The 25,565-nt window shown below is 68.1% G+C and carries 25 protein-coding genes; 7 read left to right on the top strand and 18 right to left on the bottom strand.

Annotated features, from left to right (window positions below; all coding sequences use genetic code 11):
* Positions 1-3 precede the first annotated feature (3 nt).
* The 3 genes from manA to GOAMI_RS08255 all read right to left on the bottom strand — a co-directional run bounded on the left by manA (position 4) and on the right by GOAMI_RS08255 (position 3,175).
* Entirely contained in the window at positions 4-1,299 is a 1,296-nt protein-coding gene (gene manA, locus GOAMI_RS08265; RefSeq protein WP_006436015.1) for a mannose-6-phosphate isomerase, class I, read from the bottom strand.
* On the bottom strand, positions 1,296-2,444 hold the full coding sequence (locus GOAMI_RS08260) for a hypothetical protein (RefSeq protein WP_006436014.1): 1,149 nt from the start codon (positions 2,442-2,444) through the stop codon (positions 1,296-1,298). The genes manA and GOAMI_RS08260 overlap by 4 nt, the downstream gene beginning before the upstream one ends.
* A 170-nt stretch (positions 2,445-2,614) precedes the next feature.
* Positions 2,615-3,175, bottom strand: a complete 561-nt coding sequence (locus tag GOAMI_RS08255) for a DUF3499 domain-containing protein (protein ID WP_174324715.1) — start codon at positions 3,173-3,175, stop codon at positions 2,615-2,617.
* Positions 3,176-3,278: 103 nt separating this feature from the next.
* Between GOAMI_RS08255 and GOAMI_RS08250 the strand changes: the two genes are divergently transcribed.
* On the top strand, positions 3,279-3,800 hold the full coding sequence (locus GOAMI_RS08250; protein WP_006436012.1) for a metallopeptidase family protein: 522 nt from the start codon (positions 3,279-3,281) through the stop codon (positions 3,798-3,800).
* A gap of 96 nt (positions 3,801-3,896) precedes the next feature.
* Here GOAMI_RS08250 and GOAMI_RS08245 read toward each other — a convergent pair whose 3' ends face one another.
* Positions 3,897-4,160: a WhiB family transcriptional regulator gene (locus tag GOAMI_RS08245; protein ID WP_232513138.1), complete on the bottom strand. Its 264-nt coding sequence runs from the start codon at positions 4,158-4,160 to the stop codon at positions 3,897-3,899.
* Between the two features lie 715 nt (positions 4,161-4,875).
* On the opposite strand from GOAMI_RS08245, the gene cofD reads away from it, so the two are divergent.
* From cofD to GOAMI_RS08230, 3 genes are read left to right on the top strand one after another with little or no spacing between them, the layout of a single operon-like run.
* Complete coding sequence (cofD, locus tag GOAMI_RS08240) at positions 4,876-5,910, top strand: 2-phospho-L-lactate transferase (RefSeq protein ID WP_006436010.1); 1,035 nt, start codon at positions 4,876-4,878, stop codon at positions 5,908-5,910.
* Positions 5,907-7,256 carry a coenzyme F420-0:L-glutamate ligase gene (locus GOAMI_RS08235; RefSeq protein ID WP_006436009.1) on the top strand — a complete coding sequence of 450 codons (1,350 nt, stop codon included), beginning with the start codon at positions 5,907-5,909 and terminating at the stop codon, positions 7,254-7,256. Before cofD ends, GOAMI_RS08235 begins: the two co-directional genes overlap by 4 nt.
* Complete coding sequence (locus GOAMI_RS08230) at positions 7,253-7,828, top strand: NUDIX hydrolase (protein ID WP_006436008.1); 576 nt, start codon at positions 7,253-7,255, stop codon at positions 7,826-7,828. The genes GOAMI_RS08235 and GOAMI_RS08230 overlap by 4 nt, the downstream gene beginning before the upstream one ends.
* A 364-nt stretch (positions 7,829-8,192) precedes the next feature.
* On the opposite strand, the gene glgC is transcribed toward GOAMI_RS08230, so the two are convergent.
* Positions 8,193-9,407, bottom strand: coding sequence for a glucose-1-phosphate adenylyltransferase (gene glgC, locus GOAMI_RS08225; RefSeq protein WP_006436007.1), 1,215 nt, complete (start codon positions 9,405-9,407; stop codon positions 8,193-8,195).
* 113 nt (positions 9,408-9,520) lie between these two features.
* On the opposite strand from glgC, the gene glgA reads away from it, so the two are divergent.
* A complete protein-coding gene (glgA, locus tag GOAMI_RS08220; RefSeq protein ID WP_210738045.1) occupies positions 9,521-10,687 on the top strand; it encodes a glycogen synthase in 1,167 nt (388 codons plus the stop codon).
* A gap of 24 nt (positions 10,688-10,711) precedes the next feature.
* Here glgA and GOAMI_RS08215 read toward each other — a convergent pair whose 3' ends face one another.
* From GOAMI_RS08215 to GOAMI_RS08175, 10 genes are all read right to left on the bottom strand, one after another.
* Entirely contained in the window at positions 10,712-11,614 is a 903-nt protein-coding gene (locus GOAMI_RS08215) for a putative RNA methyltransferase (RefSeq protein ID WP_006436005.1), read from the bottom strand.
* A gap of 41 nt (positions 11,615-11,655) precedes the next feature.
* A complete protein-coding gene (locus tag GOAMI_RS22555; RefSeq protein ID WP_004019232.1) occupies positions 11,656-11,823 on the bottom strand; it encodes a DUF3117 domain-containing protein in 168 nt (55 codons plus the stop codon).
* A gap of 102 nt (positions 11,824-11,925) precedes the next feature.
* Positions 11,926-12,372, bottom strand: coding sequence for a DivIVA domain-containing protein (locus tag GOAMI_RS08210; protein WP_006436004.1), 447 nt, complete (start codon positions 12,370-12,372; stop codon positions 11,926-11,928).
* 139 nt (positions 12,373-12,511) lie between these two features.
* Entirely contained in the window at positions 12,512-13,525 is a 1,014-nt protein-coding gene (locus GOAMI_RS08205) for a glucosyl-3-phosphoglycerate synthase (RefSeq protein ID WP_006436003.1), read from the bottom strand.
* Positions 13,522-14,403 carry a dihydropteroate synthase gene (gene folP / locus GOAMI_RS08200; protein WP_006436002.1) on the bottom strand — a complete coding sequence of 294 codons (882 nt, stop codon included), beginning with the start codon at positions 14,401-14,403 and terminating at the stop codon, positions 13,522-13,524. The genes GOAMI_RS08205 and folP overlap by 4 nt, the downstream gene beginning before the upstream one ends.
* Complete coding sequence (locus GOAMI_RS08195) at positions 14,400-16,232, bottom strand: long-chain-acyl-CoA synthetase (protein ID WP_006436001.1); 1,833 nt, start codon at positions 16,230-16,232, stop codon at positions 14,400-14,402. The genes folP and GOAMI_RS08195 overlap by 4 nt, the downstream gene beginning before the upstream one ends.
* Positions 16,233-16,308: 76 nt before the next feature.
* Entirely contained in the window at positions 16,309-16,845 is a 537-nt protein-coding gene (locus GOAMI_RS08190; RefSeq protein WP_006436000.1) for an LOG family protein, read from the bottom strand.
* Positions 16,842-17,666 carry an LOG family protein gene (locus GOAMI_RS08185; protein ID WP_006435999.1) on the bottom strand — a complete coding sequence of 275 codons (825 nt, stop codon included), beginning with the start codon at positions 17,664-17,666 and terminating at the stop codon, positions 16,842-16,844. The genes GOAMI_RS08190 and GOAMI_RS08185 overlap by 4 nt, the downstream gene beginning before the upstream one ends.
* Positions 17,667-17,717: 51 nt before the next feature.
* Complete coding sequence (dapE, locus tag GOAMI_RS08180) at positions 17,718-18,815, bottom strand: succinyl-diaminopimelate desuccinylase (protein ID WP_006435998.1); 1,098 nt, start codon at positions 18,813-18,815, stop codon at positions 17,718-17,720.
* Positions 18,816-18,833: 18 nt separating this feature from the next.
* Positions 18,834-19,415 (bottom strand): DM13 domain-containing protein, encoded by a 582-nt coding sequence (locus tag GOAMI_RS08175; protein WP_051995388.1) that lies wholly within the window; start codon positions 19,413-19,415, stop codon positions 18,834-18,836.
* Between the two features lie 141 nt (positions 19,416-19,556).
* On the opposite strand from GOAMI_RS08175, the gene dapD reads away from it, so the two are divergent.
* Positions 19,557-20,522 (top strand): 2,3,4,5-tetrahydropyridine-2,6-dicarboxylate N-succinyltransferase, encoded by a 966-nt coding sequence (gene dapD, locus GOAMI_RS08170; protein ID WP_006435996.1) that lies wholly within the window; start codon positions 19,557-19,559, stop codon positions 20,520-20,522.
* Positions 20,523-20,666: 144 nt separating this feature from the next.
* Here dapD and GOAMI_RS08165 read toward each other — a convergent pair whose 3' ends face one another.
* Entirely contained in the window at positions 20,667-22,802 is a 2,136-nt protein-coding gene (locus tag GOAMI_RS08165; RefSeq protein WP_006435995.1) for an ABC transporter permease, read from the bottom strand.
* Between the two features lie 247 nt (positions 22,803-23,049).
* Here GOAMI_RS08165 and GOAMI_RS08160 point away from each other — a divergent pair, with 247 nt between their 5' ends.
* Positions 23,050-23,706, top strand: a complete 657-nt coding sequence (locus tag GOAMI_RS08160) for a TetR/AcrR family transcriptional regulator (RefSeq protein ID WP_006435994.1) — start codon at positions 23,050-23,052, stop codon at positions 23,704-23,706.
* 21 nt (positions 23,707-23,727) lie between these two features.
* Here GOAMI_RS08160 and dapC read toward each other — a convergent pair whose 3' ends face one another.
* Entirely contained in the window at positions 23,728-24,870 is a 1,143-nt protein-coding gene (dapC, locus tag GOAMI_RS08155; RefSeq protein ID WP_040004669.1) for a succinyldiaminopimelate transaminase, read from the bottom strand.
* Positions 24,871-24,933: 63 nt separating this feature from the next.
* Positions 24,934-25,263, bottom strand: coding sequence for a ferredoxin (fdxA, locus tag GOAMI_RS08150; protein ID WP_006435992.1), 330 nt, complete (start codon positions 25,261-25,263; stop codon positions 24,934-24,936).
* Positions 25,264-25,565: the final 302 nt, after the last annotated feature.

Here is a 25,565-nt window from a genome sequence, read left to right as displayed (position 1 = left end):
GTATCACTCAGCGGCTGTCGCCGCGGCCGGCGCGGACGCGGGCACCCCGTCGGCAGCCGACACCGCGACCGGCACGAGCGCTCGGTAGAACACCGCGCGCGCCGAGGCGGCCCGCACGATCACATCCGGGTCGTCGTCCGTGATCCACAGGGCACGACCGGACTGCACCGTCAGCGGCGCGCCATCTGCGGGACGAACCTCGACCGCACCACTGAGCACCGCGAGGATCTGAGGTCCCGGCATGTCGAAACAGATCGACGACGAATGATGCAACCCGGTGCCGTCCAGCTCGATTCGGGACAGCCGGAACTCTGGCGCGGGGGTGAGGTACACGCGTTCGGCGCCGACCATGCGCACCGGCGGTGCCAGCTGGGCGGAGTCGACCGGGGTGAAATCGAGGACGCGCAACAGCTCGGGCACATCGATGTGCTTGGGCGTGAGGCCGCCGCGCAAGACGTTGTCGGAGTTGGCCATGATCTCCACGCCGGTGCCACGGAGGTACGCGTGCAGATTGCCGGCCGGCAGGTACAGACCCTGCCCCGGCTCGAGGTGCACGTGATTGAGCAGCAACGAGGCGAGCACACCGGGATCGTTCGGATAGTCCTCACCGAGTTCACACACCGTGCGCAGTTCGGCGGCGAACTCCGTGCGTCCCGCGCTCAGCACCTCGATCGCGCCGTGCAGTACCGCGGGCACGAGCTGACGTATCAGCGACTCCGGCAGTGTCAACCAGGTGGTGAACACCGCCCGGAGCCCCTCTGAATCAGGTTGCCCGACAAGCATTCCCAGATAATGGTCGAGTTCGCTGACCTGAAGTTCGCGAAGCAGGGCGATGGTCTTGTGCGGATCGCGGAAACCGGCCAGCGCATCGAAGGGCGTGGTGGCGACCATCAGCTCCGGCTTGTGCCACGGATCGCGGTAGTTGCGGTCGCGGGCGTCGATGGCGAGGCCACGCGCGTTCTCCCGTTCGAACCCCTCTCGCGCCTGTTCCGCGGAGGGGTGCGCCTGCAGCGACAACGCCTCTTCGGCGGCGAGGACTTTCAGCAGGAACGGGAGCCGATTGCCGAACTCGGCCGCACTGGCCGTGCCGAGTGTCGCCAGCGGATCGGCGTCGATCACCTCGACGAGGTCCTGCTCGGGACCGGAGGGGTCGACACATCGCGCCGAACCCGCCGGGTGCGAGCCGAACCACAGCTCGGCTTCCGGATGGGCGGACGGGACAGGCCTACCCTGAATAGACGCGATGGCCGTCCGTGAACCCCACGCATAGGGGCGCACCACTCCGTCGAGAATCCTCATTGCACCGTGTTCCCAATCAGGCGGAGATACACCGCCGCCATCTCGACCCGCAACGCCACGACCAAAAAACCGAGAACGTCCCCCGGGCCGTCGGCCACCGGGTCCTCACCCGGTGCCGGACGCCGGTCGTCCCACGGTTGGCCGCCACCCGGCGGCACCCCGGCTGCCTCGTCGGCACCGACAACCAGATCGACGTCGCCCAGTCCCATCACTCGCTGCCGGGTGTACCACTCGCGTCGGGGGGTCGACACCACCATGATGCGGGGAGCCGGCTCCTGTGCCGGACCGTCGAACTCCGGGTCGTAGAAGATCGAGTCGGCGGCCGGCGCTCCGCCCGGCCGCGACTCCAGGAGCCGGGACATCCTCGCCACGTCGCCGAGTTCGGCGACTGCGCTGATGATCCCGGCGAACCCGACGAAGCTGGAGGCGGCATGAGCGGCCAGTACCGAACCCGCCGACGAATCCGACGTCCAGACGGCGGGACGGCCCTGCACGCGGACCGCCAGCGACTTGGCGCGATTGTGGAAGGTCTCGCGGGAAGGATGCGATCCGGAGGCCTCGGCGTCGAGCGCGTCGGCCAGGTCGTCGAGGACGGGCGTCGGGCCGGTGACACGGACCTGCGTCAGTGCGCCGAACACCGCCAGCAGTGCCGCGACGAAACCGACGAAACGGAAGCGTGGTTCGACGTCGAACCGCGGAGAGAGGTCGATCCCGTTGCCGCCCAGGGCATCCCGCAGGGGGCCGGCGATCGGCGCGGCCACGACCACCTCCGCCCGACGACGCTGGGCGCGCGCGGCGGCATCCGCCAGCGCCATGTCGCCGGCATCCTCGCCGGCCACGATCACGACGTCGAGAGGACCGACCCAGCCCGGCAGGACGGGACCGCTCACGACCGGTACGTCGACACGCGCTGCGAGGGTGGCGACACCCAGCTCGGCCGCGCGATGCGAGACCTCACTGGAACCGTGGACGACCACGACGCTGCGTGGCCGGAGATCCGCGAGAGGGGCGAGGACACCCTCGCGGACGGCCTCGGCGGTGGCACGGACCTGCGCTCCGGCGAGCGCGACGGCCCGCAGCAGTCCGTCGACGTCCGCGGAGAACAACTCCTCGGCATCGTCGAGGTCGGGTGTACCGGTACGCATGGAACCAGCGTAGCCAGGTGCGGGGACACACGCCCGGGTACGCGACACAGTCACCCGATCGATCCTCGGACCGGGTTCGGGCGGGAGGCCGGGTCCGGGCCGGAGCACGAATGATCCGCGGCCCCCGACGGCGACAACGGGTTCCACGCCCCCCGCGTGGTGGTGTCCGCTCAGTCGACCGGATCCGGGAGTACGCGGAGATGACCGCGGCGGCCCGGCCGTGGCCGCGTCTGGTGGCGCGGCACTCCCGGGACGGCCGGCGGCTGCGACGGCGAGTCGACCGGCCCGGCGCGATGGCGGCCGCTCCGGCGATCCGCGAGGGCGGCCTCGTAGGCGGCATCGGCCGCACGTGCCTCGTCCCGTGCCCGCGAGTCGAAGGCGTCCAGGGAGTCCACCGGCATCCGGTCCGGACCACGGCCGAGGGACCCGCGATCGACGAAGCCCGGGCGCGCACCACCGGCGACGGCGCCGGCCTCACGGACGGCCTCGGCGAGGGCGGTCAGTTCGTGGTCCTCGGCAGGTACCGAGAATCCCCGCTCACTGCGCAGCATCTCCCACCCCCGCGGCACGGTGATCCGCCGGGCGTGGTCGTCGCACAGATCCCAGGAATGCGGCTCCTCCGAGGTCGCCAGCGGACCGATCACCGCAGTCGATTCGGCGTAGACGAAGGTCAGGGTAGCCACCGCGGATCGGGCGCAGCCGGGTCGGCAGCACAGACGGGGAAGCTTCACGTGACGAGATTAGCCCGCCCCGTCCGCAACCACAGATTCGACACGCTCACAACGGGCCGAGGCGGGGGCGACACGAGCCACTGCCACCTCTTAGACTCGCGCCATGCGCATCCACCCGAAGCCGACGCAGCGCGGCTCATACGGCCAGCCGGGACTTCGTCGGGGCCGACGACGGGTCGGACGGTACCGAGACCGGCGAGGACGCGGCCTGCGTTCCCCGCTGCTGCCGCAGAACGTCCCCGCCTACAACACCCGATCCGATGAGTTCGACGCCGTCGCGCTGGAGGCCTTCGCCGAGATCGACGCGCAGTGGCACGATCAGCTCTCCGGACTCGACATCGCCGTCGACGAGATCCCGCGACTGCTCCCCAGAGATCCCGAGACCGTCGAGTGGCCCGACGAGGTGACCGCCGACGGCGCGGTTCCGCTCGCACGCCTGATCCCGGCGGGGATGGACGTCCACGGGGTTCCGACGCGGGCTCAGATCATCCTGTTCCGCCGGCCGCTGGAGTCCCGCGCGAAGAAGGGCACGGATCTTCTCGAGTTGGTCCACGAGGTTCTCGTCCAGCAGGTCGCGACCCACCTGGGCGTCGACGAAGACACGATCGACCGCGGACCTGAGTGATCCGCGGTCGATGATCGCGTTCGACGATGACCGTCGAGCGTCCAGCTGTCGCTGGCGTATTCGTGTGTTCTGACGACGCCGTTCCGGCGACGTCGGTCAGATGATGCCGCGCTTGATGCGACGGCGCTCGCGCTCCGACAGCCCGCCCCAGATACCGAAGCGTTCGTCGTTGTGGAGCGCATACTCCAGGCATTCCGCCTTGACCTCGCAGCCCTGGCAGATGCGTTTGGCCTCACGTGTCGATCCACCCTTTTCCGGGAAGAACGCCTCGGGATCGGTCTGCGCACACAGTGCGCGGTCCTGCCACTGCTCCTCGACCGCGTCGAACAGGTCGTCGAAGTCGTTGGGCACCAGGGCCAGATGACGACGACCCGCCGACTCGTCCGCGTCGGCACCGGCGAGACCGGTTGCGTCGGCGGCGAATTCGACTGAGGCCGCACGCGCGGTGCCGCCGATCATCGAATCGTCAACGGGGCCAAGGGTTCGGAATTCTGGGGTACCGATCTCCGGGGCGGATGTCATCACGGGAGACTCTGCGATGAACTGCGGGCGATCATGTGGTTCAAGCGGATTGCCGATCGGGTTGTTCAAAGCCATCGTCGGCGCCTCCTAGCTCGGGATGTTGGTCGTAATCTGTCCTTTGCGAACACGACGTGCTGCCGTACCCACCACTGCTGCCACACCACTTGTACTCCGGGTGCGCGAACTCCCTGCATCCGTTGTACACAGCGCCCGAGCGACGGCCCTCAATGTCGGCACCGACCCTCTGCCGAGTTCGAACATATGATCGAATCCCTTGGAGGCCAGTAGTTCTCGACTTCGAATGTTCTCGATCTCAAACTCGGAATGACACTGATGTGATTAGACACGCCGAGGGCGGTCCCGGTCAAGTTGAATCGAAGAATTCCCTTTACCATCGCGTGCCGACAAATCTGTGACTCGACACGACGATGACGCGAAGGCGAAGCGAAGATCACACTCACGAGCCCTCCCCCAGCCCGCCGGACGGGCATGACAGCGGCGTACGAACCCTCGCGGCCGACCACTAGAGTGGCGGTGTGAAGGAGTACCTGCTGTGAAGGTGACCGTACTCGTCGGCGGCGTGGGGGGTGCCCGTTTCCTCCTCGGACTGCGCGAATTGCTGGGTGTCACCCCGTTCCCGCCGCATCCGGACGACCCCACTCTCGGTGTCGGCGAACATCAGATCACCGCGATCGTGAACGTCGGTGACGACGCGTGGATGCACGGGGTGCGCATCTGCCCCGACCTCGACACGTGCATGTACACCCTGGGCGGTGGCATCGACCCCGAACGTGGGTGGGGCCGGCGCGGTGAAACCTGGCACGCGAAAGAGGAACTCGCCGCCTATGGGGCAGACCCGGACTGGTTCGGCCTCGGCGACCGTGATCTCGCCACCCATCTGATCCGCACCCAGATGCTCGACGCCGGGTACCGGTTGTCCGATGTGACCGCCGCCCTGAGCCGCCGATGGAACCCGGGGGTGCGCCTGGTACCGGTGACCGACGACCGGCACGAGACCCACGTGGTGATCGCGAAACCGGACGGCGACGAGGGCGAGCGGGTCGCGATCCACTTCCAGGAATGGTGGGTGCGCCACCGGGCGCAGGTCCCGACCTTCGGCTTCGCGCAGGTGGGCTCGGACGACACCACGCCCGCACCCGGTGTCCTCGACGCAATCGCCGACGCCGACGTCATCCTGCTCGCGCCGTCGAATCCGGTGGTGAGCATCGGAGCGATCGTGAGTGTTCCGGGAATGCGCAGCGCACTGCGGACCACGACGGCCCCGGTGGTCGGCGTCTCCCCGGTCATCGACAACCGGCCGCTGCGCGGTATGGCCGACGAATGCCTGTCGGTGATCGGCGTGGAATCGTCGGCCGAGGCCATCGCCGCCCATTACGGGGCCCGCAGCGGCAACGGCATCCTCGACGGCTGGCTGATCGCCGAGGGCGACCACGCACGCGTCGACGGCATCTCGATCGGTTCGGCCCCGCTGCTGATGACCGACCCGCAGGCCACCGCGCAGATGATCCGTGCGGCCTGCGCGCTCGTCGACGTGGCCCTGCCGGACCAGAACGTGGGCACCGCGTGAGCGAGCTCGCCGATCATCGCGCCCCGGACGGCCTGGAGATCCGACCCGTCACCGGGCTCCCCGAATTCACCGCCGAATCCGACGTCGCCGCCGAGGTCCTCGCCGCCGCACCGTGGCTGGAATCCGGCGATGTCCTGGTGGTGACGAGCAAGATCATCTCCAAGGCCGAGGGCCGCATGGTCGACGCGCCCGCCGACCCCGAGGAACGTGATGCGCTGCGGCGCAAGCTCGTCGAGGCCGAGTCGGTGCGTGTGCTCGCTCGCAAGAACCGCACGCTCATCACCGAGAGCCGTCTGGGTCTGGTCCAGGCCGCAGCCGGGATCGACGGTTCCAACGTGCGCTCCGACCAGCTGGCCCTGCTCCCCGAGGATCCGGACGGCAGCGCGGCACGGCTGCGGGCCGCCATCGCGGAGCGAACGGGCCTCGAGGTCGCGGTGATCATCACCGACACGATGGGCCGTGCGTGGCGCACCGGGCAGACCGATGTCGCGATCGGCTCGGCGGGCATCGCCGTCACCCACCCGTATGACGGTGGCACCGACGACTACGGGAATCCGTTGGTGGTGACCGACATCGCGGTCGCCGACGAACTGGCCGCGGCCGCCGACCTGGTCAAGGGCAAGCTCGCGGCTGTCCCGGTGGCCGTCGTCCGCGGCTTCGCACCCGTCGACAACGGTTCGACCGCCGCCGATCTGATCCGGCCCGCCGAAGAGGACCTGTTCCGGCTCGGCACGGAGGAGGCCATCGCCCTGGGACGGCGTCAGGCCATCCGCACACGACGTTCGGTGCGCACCTTCGACGACCGACCGGTCGATCCCGACGACATGCGGACCGCGCTCGGGGAAGCCCTGACGGCGCCCGCGCCCCACCACACCCATCCGGTGCGGTTCGTGTGGGTGCGGTCGGTCGAGCGGCGTCGTGCGTTGCTCGATGCGATGAACGCCGAATGGCGCGCCGACCTCGAATCCGATGCCAAGACACCCGAATCGATCGAGAAGCGACTCCGTCGCGGTCGGATTCTGTACGACGCACCCGAATTGGTGATCCCGTTCCTGGTGCCCGACGGTGTGCACGAGTACCCCGACGAGCGACGCAACGCGGCCGAGCACACCATGTTCACGGTGGCCGCGGGTGGCGCAGTGGCGAGCCTGCTCATCGCGCTGTCGGTCCGCGGGATCGGCAGCTGCTGGGTCGGATCGACGATCTTCGCCGCGCCGACGGTGCGACGTGTCCTCGAACTCGACTCGTCGTGGGAGCCGTTGGGCGCCGTCGCCATCGGGCACCCGCTCGAGGCCGCCCCGCTGCGCGACGCCGCGCCGACCGCCGAGTGGGTGGTCGAGCTGTGACCGCGGAGTCGCTGCACGCCTCGGCGGTCGAGGCCCTGACCGCCTGGCAGGCGCCGGACTCGGCGCAGGACAGCCTGCGGCACGCCTACCTCGCGTTCCTCGCCGCCACTCCCGACGCCTGCCTGCGCGCCTGTGCGGCAGGTCATCTCACCGGTTCGGCCATCGTCTTCGACGCCGATCGAAGCCATGTGCTGCTGACTCTGCATCCGCGCGTGGGCAGGTGGATTCAGCTCGGCGGACACTGTGAACCGACCGACGAGACCCTGGCCGGCGCCGCATTGCGGGAAGCCCGTGAAGAATCCGGCATCCCCGGACTCGATCTCGATCGGGCCGGCACCGGCGGTGGCGTCGTCCATCTCCACACCCACCCGATCACCTGCTCACTCGGCGTACCGACCCGACACCTCGACGTGCGGTACCGGGTGGTCGTCGCGCCGACCACCGACGGCGGCCTGCCGGCGTTCGAACGCAGTGAGGAATCGGTGGACCTGCAGTGGTGGCCGATCGACGATCTGCCGGCGGACACCGACGCCGACATCCCGGAGCTCATCCGGGCCGCGCTGCGGGGCTGACGGGATCTCGATGCGCGGCGTCCTCGCTACTCGGCCGGCGATAGAACGGTGCATCCTCGCTACGCTCAGATCCCGTGCCGCCTGAGGAGCGAAGCGAGCCACCCTCTGCTGTCTGAGGTGCGAAGCGGGGGTTCCGCAAGCTCCGAATTTCTCGTCCCCCTGAGATGCCTCCGAGGGCAGATTGCCCTTGGACACCGCTGAGCGGGACGAGTTTTCGAACCTCAGGCGAGACCGGCGGGCAATCGACGAGGACGGTCAGCAATAGGTATCGCTTGGCGATACCTATTGCAGAGCGTGGACCGCAGCGGCGGGTGACCTCGATACGCGGCGCTCCGGACGCTCGTCAGGGAGCAGAAGTTCGGCGCTAGACCCGAATCCCCTTGCCGACGGTCACCACACCACCGGCGCTGACGGAGAAGCGTTCCCGATCGGAGTCGGGATCGACGCCGAGCTGCTCACCGTCGCCGACGACGACGTTCTTGTCCAGGATCGCCCGGCGGACGACGGCGCCCTTGCCGACGCGTACGCCCGGCATGAGGACACTGCCCTCGACGATTGCACCGTCCTCGACGATGACGTTCGACGACAGCACCGAATTGCGTACGGTCCCAGCCGAGATGATGCAGCCCGAGCCGACCACCGAGTCCTCGGCCACGCCCCCTTGGACGAATTTTGCCGGCGGCAGGTTGTGCGTCTCACCGCGGATCGGCCAGCGACCGTTGTAGAGGTTGAAGATCGGGTGCACCGACACGAGGTCCATGTGCGCCTCGTAGAACGCGTCGAGGGTCCCCACGTCGCGCCAGTAGCCCTTGTCGCGCTCCGTCGCCCCGGGTACCTCGTTGTCCTTGAAGTCGTAGACGTAGGCCGTGTCGCGCTCGACGAACGCCGGGATGATGTCGCCGCCCATGTCGTGGTCGGAGTCGGAGTCGGCGGCGTCGGCGCGCAAGGCTTCGACGAGTGCCTCGGTGGTGAACACGTAGTTGCCCATCGAGGCGAAGGTCGAGTCCGGATCATCCGGTGTCCCGGGCGGGTCCGCGGGTTTCTCGAGAAAACGCGTGATCCTGCCGGACGCGTCGGAGTCGATGCACCCGAAGGCGAACGCCTCGGCGCGCGGTACGCGGATGCCGGCGACGGTGACGTCGGCGCCCGATTCGATGTGCGCATCGACCATCTGCGACGGGTCCATGCGGTACACGTGATCGGCACCGAAGACCACGATGTACTCGGGTTGTTCGTCGGTGATGAGGTTCATCGACTGGAAGATGGCGTCGGCGCTGCCGGTGTACCAGCGCGGTCCGAGTCGCTGCTGGGCCGGCACCGGGGTGATGTATTCGCCGTGGAAACCCGACGTCCACCACGTCTGCGAGATGTGCCGGTCCAGCGAATGCGACTTGTATTGTGTCAGCACGCAAATGCGCTCGTATCCGGCGTTGACCAGGTTCGACAGCACGAAGTCGATCAGCCGGTAGGCACCTCCGAAGGGCACCGCGGGCTTGGCCCGGTCGACTGTCAGCGGATAAAGGCGCTTGCCTTCGCCGCCGGCGAGGACGATGCCGAGGACGTGCGGCTGTGATCTCACTCCCCCAACTTAACCGCGATCGGGAGCCTCGGCCAGACGACGGCGCCATCGGATTCGTGGTCGTGTTCGCACAGCGATGGCGAACTGCCCGCGATGCCACTAGCGTCGTCGGTATGAGGGTGGCGATGATGACACGGGAGTACCCGCCCGAGGTGTACGGCGGCGCCGGTGTACACGTCACCGAATTGGTCCGCCATCTACGCGATCTCGCGACCGTGGACGTGCACTGCATGGGTGCCGAACGGGAGACCGCAGCGGTCTATTCACCCGATCCGGGTCTGGCCGGTGCGAATGCGGCGATCACGACATTCTCGGCCGATCTGCGGATGGCCGTCGGCGCCGAGGGCGCCGACGTCGTGCACTCCCACACCTGGTACACCGGACTCGCCGGCCACGTCGCCGGGCAGCTGTACGGCGTCCCGCACATCCTCACGGCGCATTCGCTCGAACCGTCGCGGCCGTGGAAGGCCGAACAACTCGGGGGCGGCTATCGCGTGTCGAGCTGGGTCGAGCGCAACGCAGTCGAATACGCGGATGCGGTGATCGCGGTGAGTTCCGGAATGCGCAACGACGTCTGCAACACCTACCCTCGACTGGATCCCGAACGTGTCCACGTGGTGCGCAACGGCATCGACACCGGCCAGTGGTATCCGGTCGACGATCCGTTCGGGCCGGAGTCGACGCTGACCGCGCTCGGCATCGATCCCGACCGCCCGATCGTCGCCTTCGTCGGACGTATCACCAGGCAGAAGGGCGTCGCCCATCTGGTTTCGGCCGCACACCGGTTCGCTCCCGACATCCAGCTCATGCTCTGTGCCGGAGCACCGGACACCCCGGAGATCGGCGCCGAGATCGAGGCGGCGGTCGGTGAACTGTCGGCCTCACGACCGGGTGTGCACTGGGTTCGGGAGATGCTGCCGCTTCCCCGCATCCGCGAGATCCTCACCGCCGCATCGGTCTTCGTGTGCCCGTCGGTGTATGAACCGCTGGGCATCGTGAACCTGGAGGCCATGGCCTGCGCGACCGCCGTGGTGGCGTCGGAGGTCGGTGGCATCCCGGAGGTCGTGCGCGATCACGTCACCGGCCGTCTGGTGCCCTACGACCCGGTCGATCCGCAAACCTTCGAACACGATCTCGCCCAGACGGTCAACGCGGTCGTCGGCGATCCCGCCGGGGCGGCGGCGATGGGAGTGGCCGGCCGCGAACGGGCCGAGGCCGAGTTCTCCTGGGCGACGATTGCCGAACAGACTCTCGGGGTATACCGGTCCGTACTGCGCTGACCGAGCATCTCCGTCCAGCGGGGGTCAGCCCTGCGGGGTCGGGCGGCAGACCGTGACGACCACCGACAGTGTCACATCGACGACGCCTTTCCCCACGAATGCGTCTGCACGTGAGCGGATGTCGGCGTCGTCGGCATGGAAGGCCGACGGGCCCATCGCAACCAGGTCGCCCACGGTCTGGGCGTCGAGTTCGGTGACGGAACGGATCGCCGACGAATCGAGGATCTCGTAGCCGTCGGCGAATGTGGCCTGGAGCCGTTCGGATTTGCCGGAGTCGACGCGCAGCATCCGCATGGGTTCGATGCTCTCGGCGAGGTGGTCGGCGGCCGGACTGACGACGACGAGTCCACCGTCGGGTTGCAGTACCCGCGCGAATTCGGCCACGTTACGGGGTGCGAACACCGAGAGCGCAACAGTCACAGCGTCATCGGCGACCGGGAGGCCACGCCAGATGTCGGCGACGATCGCCGCATGGCGTGGGGTGCCGCGGGAGATGGCCCGCGCGCAGAATTTGGAGAGATCGATGCCGAGCCCGCGGGCCGCGACGGACGGCGAGGCGTCGGCGAGTGCGGAGACCGCGGCGCGAAGGTAGTGGCCGCCACCGGCTCCCGCATCGAGTACGACGGGTTTGTCGACGCCGGCACCCAATTCGCGCGTTCGGTCCGCCACCGCGTCGAGGACCGGAGCGAAGAACCCGGCGTCGTGCACCCGCGCGCGGGCCGCGACCATGGCGGCGGTGTCGGCGCGCAACGATCCCGAACGTCCGTCGAGCAGTGAGACATAACCCTGCTTGGCGACGTCGAAGGAGTGACCGTCACCGCAGCGGAGTGTCCCTCCACGCGGCGACGGCCCAGACCCGGCTACAGCCGGGGAAGTCTCGTCGTGTCCGGTCCCCGGGAGACCGGTCTCGAATGGCCCGGCACACACCGGGCATCGAAGCAACTCGACGACGTCGGCGAGATCTCCGTTCAGCCGGTGACCCCGCGGAGTTCTTCACCCAGTGCGGCGGCTTCGTCGGCGGTCAGCTCGACGACGAGGCGACCTCCGCCCTCGATCGGAATCCGGACAACGATTCCACGCCCTTCCTTGGCCGCTTCGAGGGGGCCGTCCCCAGTACGTGGCTTCATTGCCGCCATTCTCAAGCTCCCTTCACAGTGTCCCTGCTTTGAACATGATACGTGTCGTCGTCTCAATCGAATGCGAGTGCGCGACACAAGCGCTGTTCCGGCGTGATCCGGTCATCGGTCGGAGGGTACCGACGGACCTTCTTCGCGGGATGCGGGATTGGGGGTCGGGTCGTCGTAAACCGTCCGCTCCCGGCCGTTCTCGGAGCCGGTGGTGTCGCCCGTTCCGGTCTCGGGAACGCCTGCGGAGCCGTGGATCACACCTGTCCCGGACTCGCGCTCCCGGAGACGTGTGATGACCGACCGGAGGTCGTCGACCTCTCGTGCGAGACGCGCCAGCGCCCAATCGACCTCGGACTGCTTGTAGCCTCGCAACGTCTGCGCGAACCGCAGCGCCCGGACGTCGTCGCCACTTATCCCGACCGTCGGCAGACGGGTGAGTGTGGTTTCGGGTTCGACCGGCGGCAGGTCCTCCCCGCGCCCGAAGACGAACCACACGACGGCGAACACTGCCCCGGCGACGAGCGCCATGATCAGCAGGTACAGCAGCAGGGTCTGCATACATTCCATCCTGACAGACCGTCGTCCCGCGGCCCCGCCGGCACCTGGCCGCCTCCGTCCGGCCCACACAGGCATCCGGCGACACCGCGTCACGCCGAGGGCATGTCACGGTGTCGCCGGAGTCGGGTGGATCGGCCCGCTAGGAGGCCATCACCTTGGAGCCCATCGAGCGGAGGGTGTTCATCGGCGGACGGTCCTCGAGGTAGACCTCGGTGGTGTGCGGCGTGAACGAGCCGTCGGGCTCGGCGGTGAACTGCGTCAGCCCGACGCCGGAGTCCTCGATGCCGCACCGGCGCATGAGCGTGCCCACGATCTGACGGCTCATCACGCCGAGCTCGATCAGCGGACGATTGCGGTGGGTGCGGACGCCGAGGTTCACCTGGCCGATCCCCGCGAGGCCGTAGCGGTCGTAGGTGTCGATGAGGAGTCCGATCTCGACGCCGTAGCCGGGCGCGAACGGCACCGACGACAACATCTCGCGGGTTCCGGCGTATTCGCCGCCAAGCGGTTGCAGGACCGCGGTGAGGTCGGGCTTCTGCGAGGCCAGCAGCGGCCGGGCGACGAGTTCGGTGACTCGACCGCCGCCGTTGGCGTCCTGGGTGCCGCCGGTACGCAGCGGACGGCGGTAGTACCCCTTGACGAGGTGGATCTCGGGATTCACCAGAAGCGGGCCGAGCATCTTCGGCACGAACATCGGATCCGGATCGATCAGGTCGGAGTCGACGAAGGCGATGATGTCGCCGGTGGTCGCGGCGATCGAGCGCCACAGCACCTCCCCCTTGCCCTTGACGGGTTCGAGTTCCGGAACCGCCTCCTCGCGGGTGATGACCTGCGCCCCGGCGGCCAGTGCACGTTCGGCGGTGGCGTCGGTGGAGCCCGAGTCCAGGACGATCAGTTCGTCGACGAGCGTGCCGTACAGCGGCATGATCGTGGCGATCACGTCGGCGACGGTCTCTTCCTCGTTCAGGGCAGGCAGAACCACCGAGACGGTGCGTCCGCCCTTGGCGGCGACGAGTTCCTCGATGGTCCACTTCGGCTGTTCCCAGGTGTGGGTCGTCGACCACTGCCGCTCGGCCGCGAGCGACTCGGCCGGCGTCGGCCACACGGCGGCCTTGTCACGACTGATGGGGTTACGTCGCTTCTGCTTGGTCATGCAAGTCCCCTGACTGTTCGGGCGGGCGGTCTCGTTCCCGCGATGGCAGCGACCATGTCGACCACGCGACGGGTGGCGGCGACCTCGTGTACGCGAAAAATCCGGGCGCCGTCGGCGGCTGCCAGACTCGTCGCGGCGAGAGTTCCCTCCAACCGTTGCTCTAGATCTGTACCCAGAGTCTCCCCCACAAAATCCTTGTTGCTCAGCGCCATCAGGACCGGCCAGCCCGTATTAACAAGATCTTTCACATGGCGTAACAGAGCAAGCCCGTGGTGAGTGTTCTTGCCAAAATCATGCGTCGGGTCGATAACGATCGCATCTCGATGCACGCCCGCTGCCAGCGCCCGCTCCGCCGCACCGGTCACCTCGGCGAGCACGTCGGCGACCACGGCGTCGACGGAGTCGCCGTAGGCGACACGGTGCGGCCGGGTCCGCACGACAGCACCACCGGTGTGGGAACAGACGATCCCGGCTCCCCGTTCCGCCGCCACCGCGACGACCTCGGGGTCGTAGCCGGCCCAGGTGTCGTTGATGAGATCGGCGCCCGCCGCACACGCCTGGTCGGCGACCTCGCTGCGCCAGGTGTCGACGCTGATCAGCACGTCGGGATGGCGCTCACGGATCCACGCGATCATCGGGACCACGCGGGCAGCTTCGGTGGTCGCGTCGACCTCTTCGCCCGGCCCTGCCTTCACGCCTCCGACATCGATGATGTCGGCCCCCTCGGCGACCACCTGGTCGACGCGTCGCTGCGCGGCCGTGTCGTCGAAGCTGGCGCCACGGTCGTAGAAGGAGTCGGGCGTGCGGTTGACGATCGCCATGACCAACGCGCGGTCGGTGGCCACCGGACGACCGCACAGGGTCGGCGAAACGGTCATCCCTTGGGAACCTTGGCGGCCGCCACCTCGTCGGCGTAGTCCTCGTAGTACTCCACGTAACCCTTCTCCTTGCCGAGCAGGACATAGACCTGTCCGCCATCGGCATCGGCCTCCGCGTAGCCCTCCTTGCGGAGCTCGACCTTGCGGTTCTTGAAGGTGGAGGTCCGCTCGAAGTCGTCGACGATCCGCACGAACAGCGGGACCGCATACGACGGCAGCTCCTCGTAGAGGTGTTCGGCGAGACGCTTGGGGTCGAGGTCGGCGCCCTCGCGCAGCTTGATGGCCACCATCCCCGCGCGACCGTCGGTGCCGGGCACCTCGACACCGTAGACCACCGACTGGGCGACCGCGTCGTAGGAGTCGACCGCACCCTCGACCTCGGTGGTGGCCACGTTCTCACCCTTCCAGCGGAACGTGTCGCCGAGCCGGTCGACGAAGGAGATGTGCGCGAAGCCCTGGTCGCGGACGAGGTCACCCGAGTTGAAGTACGCGTCGCCCTTCTTGAAGGCGTCCCGAACGATCTTCTTCTCGGTCTCCTCTTCGTCGGTGTAGCCGTCGATCGGTACCCGGTCGGAGATCTGCGCGAGCAGCAGACCGGTGCCGCCCTTGCCCACCTCGGTGAGCCGCCCGTCGTCGTTGCGCTTGGGGTTGCCCTCATCGTCGTACTCGACGATCTTGTACGGCAACGGGCAGAACCCGGCCGTCTTGTCGACGGTGAAGGCGTTGACGAAGGCCAGGTTGAGCTCGCTGGCGCCGTAGAACTCGACGACGCGGTCCACACCGAACCGCTCGCGGAACTCGTCCCAGATGTCGGGCCGCATCCCGTTGCCGACCACGGTGTGAACCGAGTGCTGCCGGTCGGTGGGCTTCTCCGGCTGCGCCAGCAGATAGCGACACAACTCGCCGATGTAGCAGAAGGCGGTGGCGCGGTTGAGGATCACGTCGTCCCAGAACTTCGACGCCGAGAACGAGCGGCCGATCGCGATGCACGCACCCGATGCGAGCACCGACGACAGCGACACCGACAAGGCGTTGTTGTGATAGAGCGGCAGCGGCACGTACATGGTGTCGCTGTGGCGCAGTCGGACCGCGAGACCACCGATGCCGGAGAGGCTCGCCAGCCAGCGGTTGTGGCTCATCACGCTGGCCTTGGGCATTCCGGTGGTCCCCGAGGTGAAGATGTAAAAGGCCTTGGTCGACGCCGGCAGCTGCGCGGTGATCTCCGGGTCCGAGTCCGGCTTGCCCTCCGCGGCCGCGTCGAACCGGGCGAAGTCGTAGACGTGTTCGGGCAGTGCCGATTTCGGGATCGACTCGAAGGCCTCGGCACAGTCCGGATCGTGGACGAGCACCTTGGCGTCCAGCAACCCGACCGAGTGTTCGAGGACGTGACCGCGCTGGTTGTAGTTCAGCATCCCGGCGATCGCGCCGAGTTTCACCGTCGCCAACATCAGCAACAGATCGGTGGCGTTGTTCTTGGACAGCAGCGCCACCACATCACCCTTGCCGACGCCCGCCTCGGAAAGGACTGCGGCGTAACGGTTCACACGGCGATTGGCTTCGCCGTAGGTGGTCGTGCGTCCCTCGAAGCGGACGAACGGGCGGTCCGGATGCGCAGCCGCGTGCTTCTGGAACACCGATCCGATGGTCTTCTTGGCCTCCGGTGGCCGACGGATCAGGCCGGGTGCGTGCTTGATCATCCCGCTCGCGTGGGGCGCCATCTTCACCACTCCGCGGAGGAGATCCGCGACCCCGACGGTCTTGACCGCATCCTTGGTCGAACCGTTGGTCGTGTCGTTCTGGACGTCCTTGCGCTGGGTGTCTGGGGACATGTGGGCTCCGCTCTCCGCTGGGCGTCGTGAGTGCCCCGCGCACTCACCGGGCTACCTTACCGGCCGGTAGGAAGTTCTACCGCTGTGTCGCCAACTCGATCGCCTCGTCGATCGATGCCGTGACCAGCAGCCGGTCCAGCGATCGCCGGGAGACGAACCCGGTTGTCGACAACTCTCGCAGCCAGCCCAGGAGCGGCGCGTAGAAATCGAAAGGATCGAGCAGAACCACCGGCTTGTCGTGCATCCCGAGGTAGCCGCCCGTCCAGGTCTCGAACAGCTCCTCCAGTGTTCCGATACCCCCGGGAAGCGTGATGAAACCATCCGCGCGCTCATCCATGAGGCGCTTGCGCTCGCGCATGGTCTCGGTGATGACGAGTTCGTCGGACCCGAGATCGGCGACTTCGCGCTGGATCAGCGCCTTCGGGATGATCCCGATCGTGGTGCCGCCCTCCGCGCGCGCCGCGGTGACGAGCGCACCCATCATCGAGACATTGCCACCGCCGGACACGACCGAGTGCCCGGCACGCGCGATCGCCGCGCCCACCTCGGAAGCGAGGTCGAGGAAACGTTGCTCGACGGGACCGGACGCACAGTAGACACAGACGGCACTCACCGGGCAATCGTGCCATCGGCGCCGGGTTGTTTCGCGCCGGGCTGGGTGGGAGCGGCCGCCTCGATCGCCGCGACGACGTCGTCGGGGTCGTCGACGACGGTCAGCAGGTCGAGGTCCTCGGGAGAGATCATCCCGCGCGCGGCCAGGACGTCGCGCATCCAGTCGAGCAACCCGCCCCAGAAATCACGACCCACCAGGACGATCGGGAATCGCACGACCTTCTTCGTCTGCACCAGCGTGAGCGCCTCGAAGAGTTCGTCGAGCGTGCCCATCCCGCCGGGCAGGCAGACGAAGGCCTGCGCGTACTTCACGAACATGGTCTTGCGCACGAAGAAGTAGCGGAAGTTCATGCCGAGGTCGACCCACGGGTTGAGGTCCTGCTCGAAGGGCAGCTCGATGTTGAGGCCGATCGACTGGGCGCCCGCCTCGTGCGCACCCTGGTTGGCCGCCCGCATCACACCGGGCCCGCCCCCGGTGATGACGGCATAGCCCGCCTCCCCGAGCGCACGTCCGACCCGCACGCCGAGTGCGTACTCCGGCGATTCGGGCGCGAGACGCGCCGACCCGAAGACCGTCACCGCCTCCGCGACCTCGCTCATGGCGTCGAAGCCCGCGACGAACTCCGACTGGATGCGCAGCACCCGCCAGGAATCGCGCATCGTGCGTTCGGCGCGACGGTTCTCGTCGCGCGGGTCGATCCACTCGAGGAGTCGCCGGTCCGTCGTCTTGCCGCGCTGCTTCGGGCGAACGCGGATGGGTCCGACGTAGTAGACGTCGTCGGCGGCGGGATCGGACGCGGACGATTCCGGATTGGTCGACATGCGGCTCACGCTAGCAGCGGGCCGATCCACCCCCGCCCGGCGTCGGGCGGCTCAGGACAGATAGCTGCGCAGCAGGTCGGTGACCATGCGGATCTGCTCGACCGGAACCCGTTCGTCGACGCGGTGGGCCAGGTTGGGGTCGCCGGGTCCGAGGTTCACCGCCGGGATGCCGAGTGCGGAGAACCTCGAGACGTCGGTCCAGCCGTACTTGGCCCGGAAGCGCCCCTGAGCGGCCTCGACCAGCGCGGCCGCCGCCGGGTGCGCCAGGCCGGGGAGTGCACCGGCCGCCGCGTCGGTGACCTCGAGGGTGACCGTGCCATCGGCGAGGTCGGTCGCGAAGACCTCGCGCACGTGGTCGAGGGCTTGTTCGACGGAACGATCGGGGGCGAAGCGGAAGTTCACGTCGACGTGCGCAGCATCGGGGATCACGTTGCCCGCGACACCGCCGCCGAGCCCGACCGCCGAGAGTCCCTCGCGGTATTCGCACCCCTCGATGTCGACGCGACGAGCCTCGTATGCGGCGAGCTTCGTCAACACTCCCCCGAGTTTGTGGATCGCGTTGTCACCCATCCACGAGCGGGCCGAATGCGATCGAGTACCCGAGGTGGACAGTCGAACCCGAAGCGTCCCTTGGCATCCCGCCTCGATCAGACCGGTGGTGGGTTCGCCGAGGATGGCGACGTCGCCGGCGAGCCATTCGGGCAGCTCACGTTCGATGTCGTTGAGGCCGTTGAACTCGGCAGCGATCTCCTCGCAGTCGTAGAAGATCAGCGTCAGGTCGTGCGCGGGTTCGTCGAGCGTCGCGGCGAGGTGCAGGAACACCGCGTCGCCCGACTTCATGTCGACGGTGCCGCACCCGTGCAGGACGTCGCCCTCCTCGGGATGCGTCTCCCGACGCGACGGCAGGTTGCCGGCCACCGGCACGGTGTCGAGGTGCCCGGCGAGGATGACACGCTGGGCGCGACCACGATCGGTACGGGCCAGCACGCGATTTCCGTGCCGAAGGATCTCGAAGCCCGTCGTCTGCTCCCGCAGTGCCGCTTCCACCGCATCGGCGATCGCCGTCTCGTTGCGTGACTCGCTCTCGATGTCGACGAGGGCGGCGGTCAGTTCGACGGGATCGGCGGCGAGGTCGAGTGCGGTGCTCACGCAGATACGTTAGCGGGGTCAGTCTGCGGGCGGTGAGGTCAGTTCGGCGGCGCCGAAGGAGACGCTGAACTTCACGCACCACAGAAACACCGCGGGATAGGCGTCGAGGTCGACATCGGCGGGGATCTCGTAGACCTGGTTGCCCTTGTTGCCCTTGATCATCCCGAGGTCGACGTGGGGCGGGTCGGCCGCGGCTCGCCAACCGCCGAGGCCTTCGACGACCTCGGCCTGCGACAGCCAGACGTGGACATCGGGTCCGGTGGTGGTGTCGAGGTCCTCGATGGCGAGAACCCGCGAGCCGTCCGGCTTCTCGATGATCGACACGGTTCCGGAGGTGGAGTGCTCGTGGCTGATGAATCGTCCCTGTGACACCAGGACCGGCGCGACCGGCGGCGGCTGACCGACCTGCGAGGTGGACGGCGTCACGGCGACCGGGATCTCGTCGTCGACCTCGGTGTCGACGAAGATCAGCCACGGCTGGAAGATCACCGCCGCGACCGCGACGCCGACGACGACCACGAACCCCACGCCACCGAGTACCCAGGGCAGGCGGCGTCTGCGCCGGGGGGCGGGTGGGAAAGGTCGGTCGTGGCCGGTCATGGCTGCGACGATACGAGCGGTGAACACGCTCCCACCAGGACTTTGAGCCATTCGGATGACGCCGCGCACCGAGTGCCGCGATGCCTGGACGACCGGTGGGCGGCGGGAGTCGCCGTCGTCGATCACCTAGACTGACGAGTCGTGACAACTACTGGCGCACACGCAACTGGCATCGCAACCGTGATCGACGGGGGGTCGACCCCAGGAGTCGTGCTCGACGTCTGGTTCCCCGCACCCGAACTCGACGGCGTCGAGACCGCCGAGACCGTCGTCCTCGACGAGGAGTCGACGCCGTCCGAACTGCGCGACCTGGTGGGTGTCGACGAGGCCCGCGGCGTCCGGACCATCGCGGTTCGCACCGGCATCGCCGACCTGTCCGCCGCCCCGGTCGACGCCTACGACGTGTACCTCCGACTGCACCTGCTCTCCCACCGGCTCATCGAGCCGCACGGCGCGAACCTCGAGGGCATCTTCGGGATGCTCACGAATGTCGTCTGGACCAACCACGGCCCGTGCGCGGTCGAGGACTTCGAGTCGATGCGCGCCAAGCTGCGCGCCCGCGGCCCGGTCACCGTGTACTCCATCGACAAGTTCCCGCGCATGGTCGATTACGTCGTCCCCGGCGGAGTCCGCATCGGTGACGCCGACCGTGTCCGGCTCGGCGCCCACCTGGCCGCCGGTACCACCGTGATGCACGAGGGCTTCGTCAACTTCAACGCCGGCACCCTCGGGTCGTCGATGGTCGAAGGTCGCATCTCGGCCGGCGTGGTCGTCGGCGACGGCTCCGACATCGGCGGCGGCGCGTCGACGATGGGCACCCTCTCCGGCGGCGGCAAGGAGATCATCTCGCTCGGCAAGCGCTGCCTGCTCGGCGCGAACGCCGGCTGCGGCATCCCGCTCGGCGACGACTGCGTCATCGAGGCCGGGCTGTACGTCACCGCCGGCACCAAGGTGACCGGCCCCGACGGCACCCAGATCAAGGCGCGCGACCTCTCGGGTCAGTCGAATCTGCTGTTCCGGCGCAACAGCCTGACCGGCGCGGTCGAGGTCGTGCCGTGGAAGGGCGACGGCATCGCGCTCAACGAGGCGCTGCACAAGCACAACTGATCCGCGCCGGAGTCGCGGGCGCCCAGCCGATGACCGGCCGAGGATATCGGTCGGGTGCAGAGCAAGTGCGGACGCGGCTGAACAACAACCTGAGACATCGAGACGCCGGACGAATCATCGTCCGGCGTCTCGTCTTCGGTGCGTCTAGGTGCGTCCGGCCGGCGATGCTGCGGCAGGTTCCGCTGCGTCGGCCACCGGGCCTCCGTCATCGGCCACGCCTGGTGGCACCGCGCGTCCCGGGATCGGTTGCGGCGGGCGTGCGAAGAACGTGTCGAGGACCAGCACCACGATGAACGACACGGCCGCCCAGATCGCAAACGTGAGCAGCGGCGACCCGATCGCGTCGCCGCCGAAGTACAGGATCGAGCGCGCCGACTCCACTGCGGCGGGCAACGGCAGCACGTCGTGCAGGAACCTGAAGACGTCCGGCGCCATGTACACCGAGAGCCCGCCGCCGGACGAAGGCACTCCCAGGAACATCAGCACCGCGACCACCGGCAGCACCGCGAGCAACCCGATCATCCTGGTGAACACCGTGGTGAACATCGCCGCGCTGAAGATCGCCACGACTCCCACCCCGAACAGCGGCAGGAAGTGCCCGTCGATCGCACCGACAATCGGCCCGGCGATCACCCACAAGACCGCCGACATGAACACCGACCAGCCGGCCATGATCGGGACGAGTACTCGCTTGCGCATGAGATCCGGTGCGGCCATGGCCAATACGATCAGCAGCAGGAATCCAGACATGATCCAGCCGATCGCGAGGTACAAGCTCACCGTACCCACCGAGTCGTCGGAGTCGAGCGGCGCGAGATCGTCGACGCCCAGCGTCATCCCCTGCCCCTGGGCAACCTGACCGAACACCGACTGCACCGCCTGCTGCTGACTCATCCCCGCAGCGCCGTTGGTCAGCAGCGTCGCCGACGGGTTCTCCGCCGATGGCAGCACGAAGGCCGCGACGACCTCGCGGTCGCGCACCATCGTCGCCGCGTCCGCCGTCGAGGTACCGACACTGAAGTCGAACATCCCGGACATGTTCTGGTCGAGGCCCGCCGCGGTCAGTTGTGCCTGCTCCGGCGTCGAACCGACAACGGCGACCGGCATCTCACGGGGAATGGGCTTGCCCATCCCGCCGAGCATCGCCGACAGCATCATCGCGACCATCGCGAGCGGAAAGAAGACCAGGGTGGCATACCGCACCCATGTCTTGGGCGCGGTGGCACCTCCAGTCATCGAGATCACCGACTGCACCGGCTCCTCGTAGGTGTTGCGGCGGCGCTTGAGGGCGTCGATCCCCGCCACCGCGGCCAGCCCGAGGACCGCGCCGGTGACGAGCACCAGCAGATGTCCGCCGACGCCGTTGCCACCGAAGTACATCACCGAGCGGAATGCCTCACCGGCCGCCGCAGTCGGGAGGAAGCCGTGCAGCCACGAGAATATCCCGGGCATCGTGTGTACGGACATGCCCATGTTCGACGCCGGAATGCCCAGCACCATCAAGAAGAGCATGCCGGCGAGCACCGCCAGCGGACCCAGGATCCTGGTCAGGAACAGCTGCACGGAGCCGACCGCGAAGACCGTGAGCCAGGCGATGCCGAGCACCAGCCAGACGCTGCCCTGCGCAACCCCGAGGACCGGACCCGCGATGATCCAACCCAGCAGGGCCGCCACACCCGACCACACCGCCAGAATCGGGACCGTGCGACGCAGACGCAACAATTCGGGCGCGGAGGAGAGCACCAGGCTCAGCGGCATGTAGCCGGCCAGGATCAGCGCGGTGGTCAGGAACATCGGGGCCAGACCCGCCGAATCCTCGGCGGGCAACGGGACCAGATCCTGCGCTTGTATCTGCAGGCCGCCGGCCAGGAGCTGCGGCGTCACCAGGCCCTGGACCGTGCTCGCCTGAGAGGCACCCGCGGAACCGGCCGTGTAGACGGTGGCGGCCTTCTCGTCGGGAGACGCCGCCGGCAGCACGACCGCACCGGAGGCCTCACGATCTATCACCATCGCCCGAGCGGTGTCGGCGGAGTCGACGAGCCGGATGTCGACTGCGTCCGGGTCGGCGTTCTCCAGCGCAGACGCGAACTGTTCGACGGCTGCGGCCGGGCCGGCGACGACGATCGGCATGTCGTTGGGCCGCGGATCGTGCATGGCGCCGAGGTAGCCGGTGATCATCATGACCACCATGAGGAACGGGAACACGAAGGCGAAGCCGATCCGGCCGATCTTCTCCTTCCGCGCTTGTCTTGCCGCCTCGAGGGCGGCGGCGTCCTCCACCGGCGGGCGTCGTCGGTGTGGGCCGGCGCTGGTGTGGCCACGAAAACCTCCTGGATGTCTGAGAATCTGGCCGCCCGCGCTCCCGGACCGCGCATACGCGAGTGGTGCACGTGAAGTCCGCTTCCGCTGCTGCGGCGACTCCCCCAATTTACGCCACGTGTCTTAAACTGGCGAGCATGGAGCGGTGTGACCCTCGTCGTAGGCTTTCGGCCGGCGCGGGACCCGACGCGCATGAAGGAGACAATCCATGGCGAAGCACGGTGATCAGGCGCGGCGAGCGTTGCTCGATGCCGCCGAGCAACTGTTCGCGACCGAGGGAATCGACTCGGTCTCGAACCGGAAGATCTGCATGCATGCGGGTAACGCGAATCATTCGGCGATCAGCTACCACTTCGGTGGGCGCGAGAACCTGCTTCGCGAACTGGTCGAACGCCATTCCCAGCACACGCGTGCACTGCGGTCACAGATGATGGCCGAACTCCCGGCCGATCCGGCCATCCCCGACCTCCTCCGTTGCCTGATCCAGCCCGTCACCAGGTATCTCGGCGGACTCCCCGTACCGTCGTGGCGCGCTCGGTTCGTGCTTCAGGCGCGAGACGTCCCGGCGTTGGCAGCCATCGTGACGGACGTGGCCAGAGTCGACTCCGTGGTCGACGAGCTGGTGGCCGCGATCGTGCAGGCCATGTCGGTGCCGAGCGGTGTCATCACCGGGCGTATCTGGCTTCTGTCGAGGATGGTGATCGATGTGTGCGCGGAGTACGAGGCGGCGGTCGCCGCGGACAGGACACCTCCACAGTGGGATGAGTTCGGCGTGTTCCTCACCGACGCCGCCGCCGGCATGCTGGCAGCGCCCATCACCGTGCCGAGCAATTTCAGTCCGGCGTCACCCGGTGCATTGCTCTAGGCACCCCGCGGAGGGAGATCGTCAGCCCGCGAGCCGCGCCGCTGCCGCCGCGATGCGCTCGTCGGTGGCGGTGAGTGCCATGCGGACGTGCTTCTGCCCTGCCGGACCGTAGAAATCGCCGGGCGCACAGAGGATTCCGCGTTCGGCGAGCCAGGCGACGGTGTCGCGGCACGGCTCGTCACGGGTGGCCCAGAGGTAGAGACCCGCCTCGGAATGGTCGATGCGGAACCCGGCCGCCTCGACCGCGGCCAGCAACCTACGACGACGATCCGCGTAGCGCGCACGCTGTTCGTCGACGTGCGCGTCGTCGCGGAGGGCTGCGGTCATGGCCCCCTGGATCGGGAACGGCAGCATCAAGCCGGCGTGCTTGCGCACCGCGAGGAGTTCGGCGATGAGCTCGGGGTCACCGGCGAAGAAGCCGGCACGGTACGACGCGAGGTTGGAGATCTTCGACAGCGAGTGCACGGCCAGCAGACCGGTGTGGTTGCCGTCGCACACCCGCGGGTCGAGGATCGACAGCGGTTCGCCCTCCCAGCTCAAGCCGAGGTAGCACTCGTCGGACACCACGACGGTGCCGCGTTCACGTGCCCATCCGACGACCTTGCGCAGGTGGTCGACGCCGAGGATCTTGCCCGTCGGGTTCGACGGCGAGTTGATGAACATCAGCGCGGGCTTCGACGGCCCCAGCGCGACGGTCGAATCCGCCCGCACCGGCCGAGCACCGGCCAGCAGCGCACTCACCTCGTAGGTCGGGTAGGCCACCTCGGGGATCACGACCTCGTCCCCCGGTCCCAGGCCGAAGGTCGACGCCAGGCCGGCGATCGCCTCCTTGGTGCCGATCACCGGGAGGATGCCCGACTCGTCGAGCCCGGTGACACCGTGACGCCGGGTCAGCGACTCCGCAGCGGCCTCACGGAGCTCGGTGGTGCCGATGGTGGTCGGGTACCCCGGGAACCCGGAGGCGTCGGTAAGCGCGTCCCGGATGAGCGCCGGCACCGGATCCACCGGCGTGCCGACCGACAGGTCGACGATGCCGTCGGGATGGGACTGCGCCGTGGCTTTCGCACCCGCGAGGGTGTCCCACGGGAAATCGGGCAGCCGACCGCTCACGCGCGTCGTCGACACGCGGAGCGGCGCTGCTGCGCGGGAAATGGGTGTGCTCACTGCGGGCCGCTCTGTCTTCTTCGTACTGTCTGTCTGCGTCGTACCGTCGGTCGTCGTCGGCTGTCAGTCTTCTTGGTTCATCGGCGGCAGGCCCTTGATGAAGGTCGGGTCGGCATCGGTCTTGCCGACCTTGCTGGCGCCACCGGGCGAGCCGAGGTCGTCGAAGAAGTCGGCGTTAGCGCTGACGTAGGGCTCCCACTCATCCGGGACATCGTCCTCGTAGAAGATCGCCTCGACCGGGCACACCGGCTCGCACGCACCACAGTCGACGCACTCATCCGGCTGGATGTAGAGCATGCGCTCACCCTCGTAGATGCAGTCGACGGGGCATTCCTCCACGCAAGCCTTGTCCAGGACGTCGACGCAAGGCTCCGCGATGATGTAGGTCACCACTCACTCCTTCGCTAGGGAAGATCGTTGTCGGCGCGACGGGGTGAGCAGCTCGGCGTCGAACAACTCTCCGGCGTCGGCGCCGGCGCGATCCGAGGGCTGGTCGAATCGCATCCCACAGTATCCGCTGCGGTGGTGTCCACGACGAAATCGGCCCCCGGCTCCAGGACATACAGAAGGCCTTGCTGTAACGAGGATCACATCGATGAGCGGATGCCCACCGGCATGACGGGCGACTTTCGCTCAGTGTGCCGACAATTCTCGACTCCGGCCGAGGCGTCGGGCATTCTCGGCGGCATGATCGT

Source organism: Gordonia amicalis NBRC 100051 = JCM 11271 (assembly GCF_000332995.1).
Lineage (GTDB): Bacteria > Actinomycetota > Actinomycetes > Mycobacteriales > Mycobacteriaceae > Gordonia > Gordonia amicalis.
The sequence above is the reverse complement of the archived record's forward strand: the minus strand, read 5'-3'. Positions and strand labels throughout refer to the sequence as shown.

Coding starts and splice junctions, on each gene's coding strand:
- GOAMI_RS08250 (WP_006436012.1), top strand. CDS start 3,279: ATGCGCATCCACCCGAAGCCGACGCAGCGCGGCTCATACGGCCAGCCG.
- GOAMI_RS08210 (WP_006436004.1), bottom strand. CDS start 12,372: ATGCAGACCCTGCTGCTGTACCTGCTGATCATGGCGCTCGTCGCCGGG.
- GOAMI_RS08175 (WP_051995388.1), bottom strand. CDS start 19,415: ATGACCGGCCACGACCGACCTTTCCCACCCGCCCCCCGGCGCAGACGC.
- manA (WP_006436015.1), bottom strand. CDS start 1,299: ATGAGGATTCTCGACGGAGTGGTGCGCCCCTATGCGTGGGGTTCACGG.
- glgA (WP_210738045.1), top strand. CDS start 9,521: ATGAGGGTGGCGATGATGACACGGGAGTACCCGCCCGAGGTGTACGGC.
- GOAMI_RS22555 (WP_004019232.1), bottom strand. CDS start 11,823: ATGGCGGCAATGAAGCCACGTACTGGGGACGGCCCCCTCGAAGCGGCC.
- GOAMI_RS08195 (WP_006436001.1), bottom strand. CDS start 16,232: ATGTCCCCAGACACCCAGCGCAAGGACGTCCAGAACGACACGACCAAC.
- GOAMI_RS08260 (WP_006436014.1), bottom strand. CDS start 2,444: ATGCGTACCGGTACACCCGACCTCGACGATGCCGAGGAGTTGTTCTCC.
- GOAMI_RS08160 (WP_006435994.1), top strand. CDS start 23,050: ATGGCGAAGCACGGTGATCAGGCGCGGCGAGCGTTGCTCGATGCCGCC.
- GOAMI_RS08185 (WP_006435999.1), bottom strand. CDS start 17,666: ATGTCGACCAATCCGGAATCGTCCGCGTCCGATCCCGCCGCCGACGAC.
- folP (WP_006436002.1), bottom strand. CDS start 14,403: ATGACCGTTTCGCCGACCCTGTGCGGTCGTCCGGTGGCCACCGACCGC.
- GOAMI_RS08205 (WP_006436003.1), bottom strand. CDS start 13,525: ATGACCAAGCAGAAGCGACGTAACCCCATCAGTCGTGACAAGGCCGCC.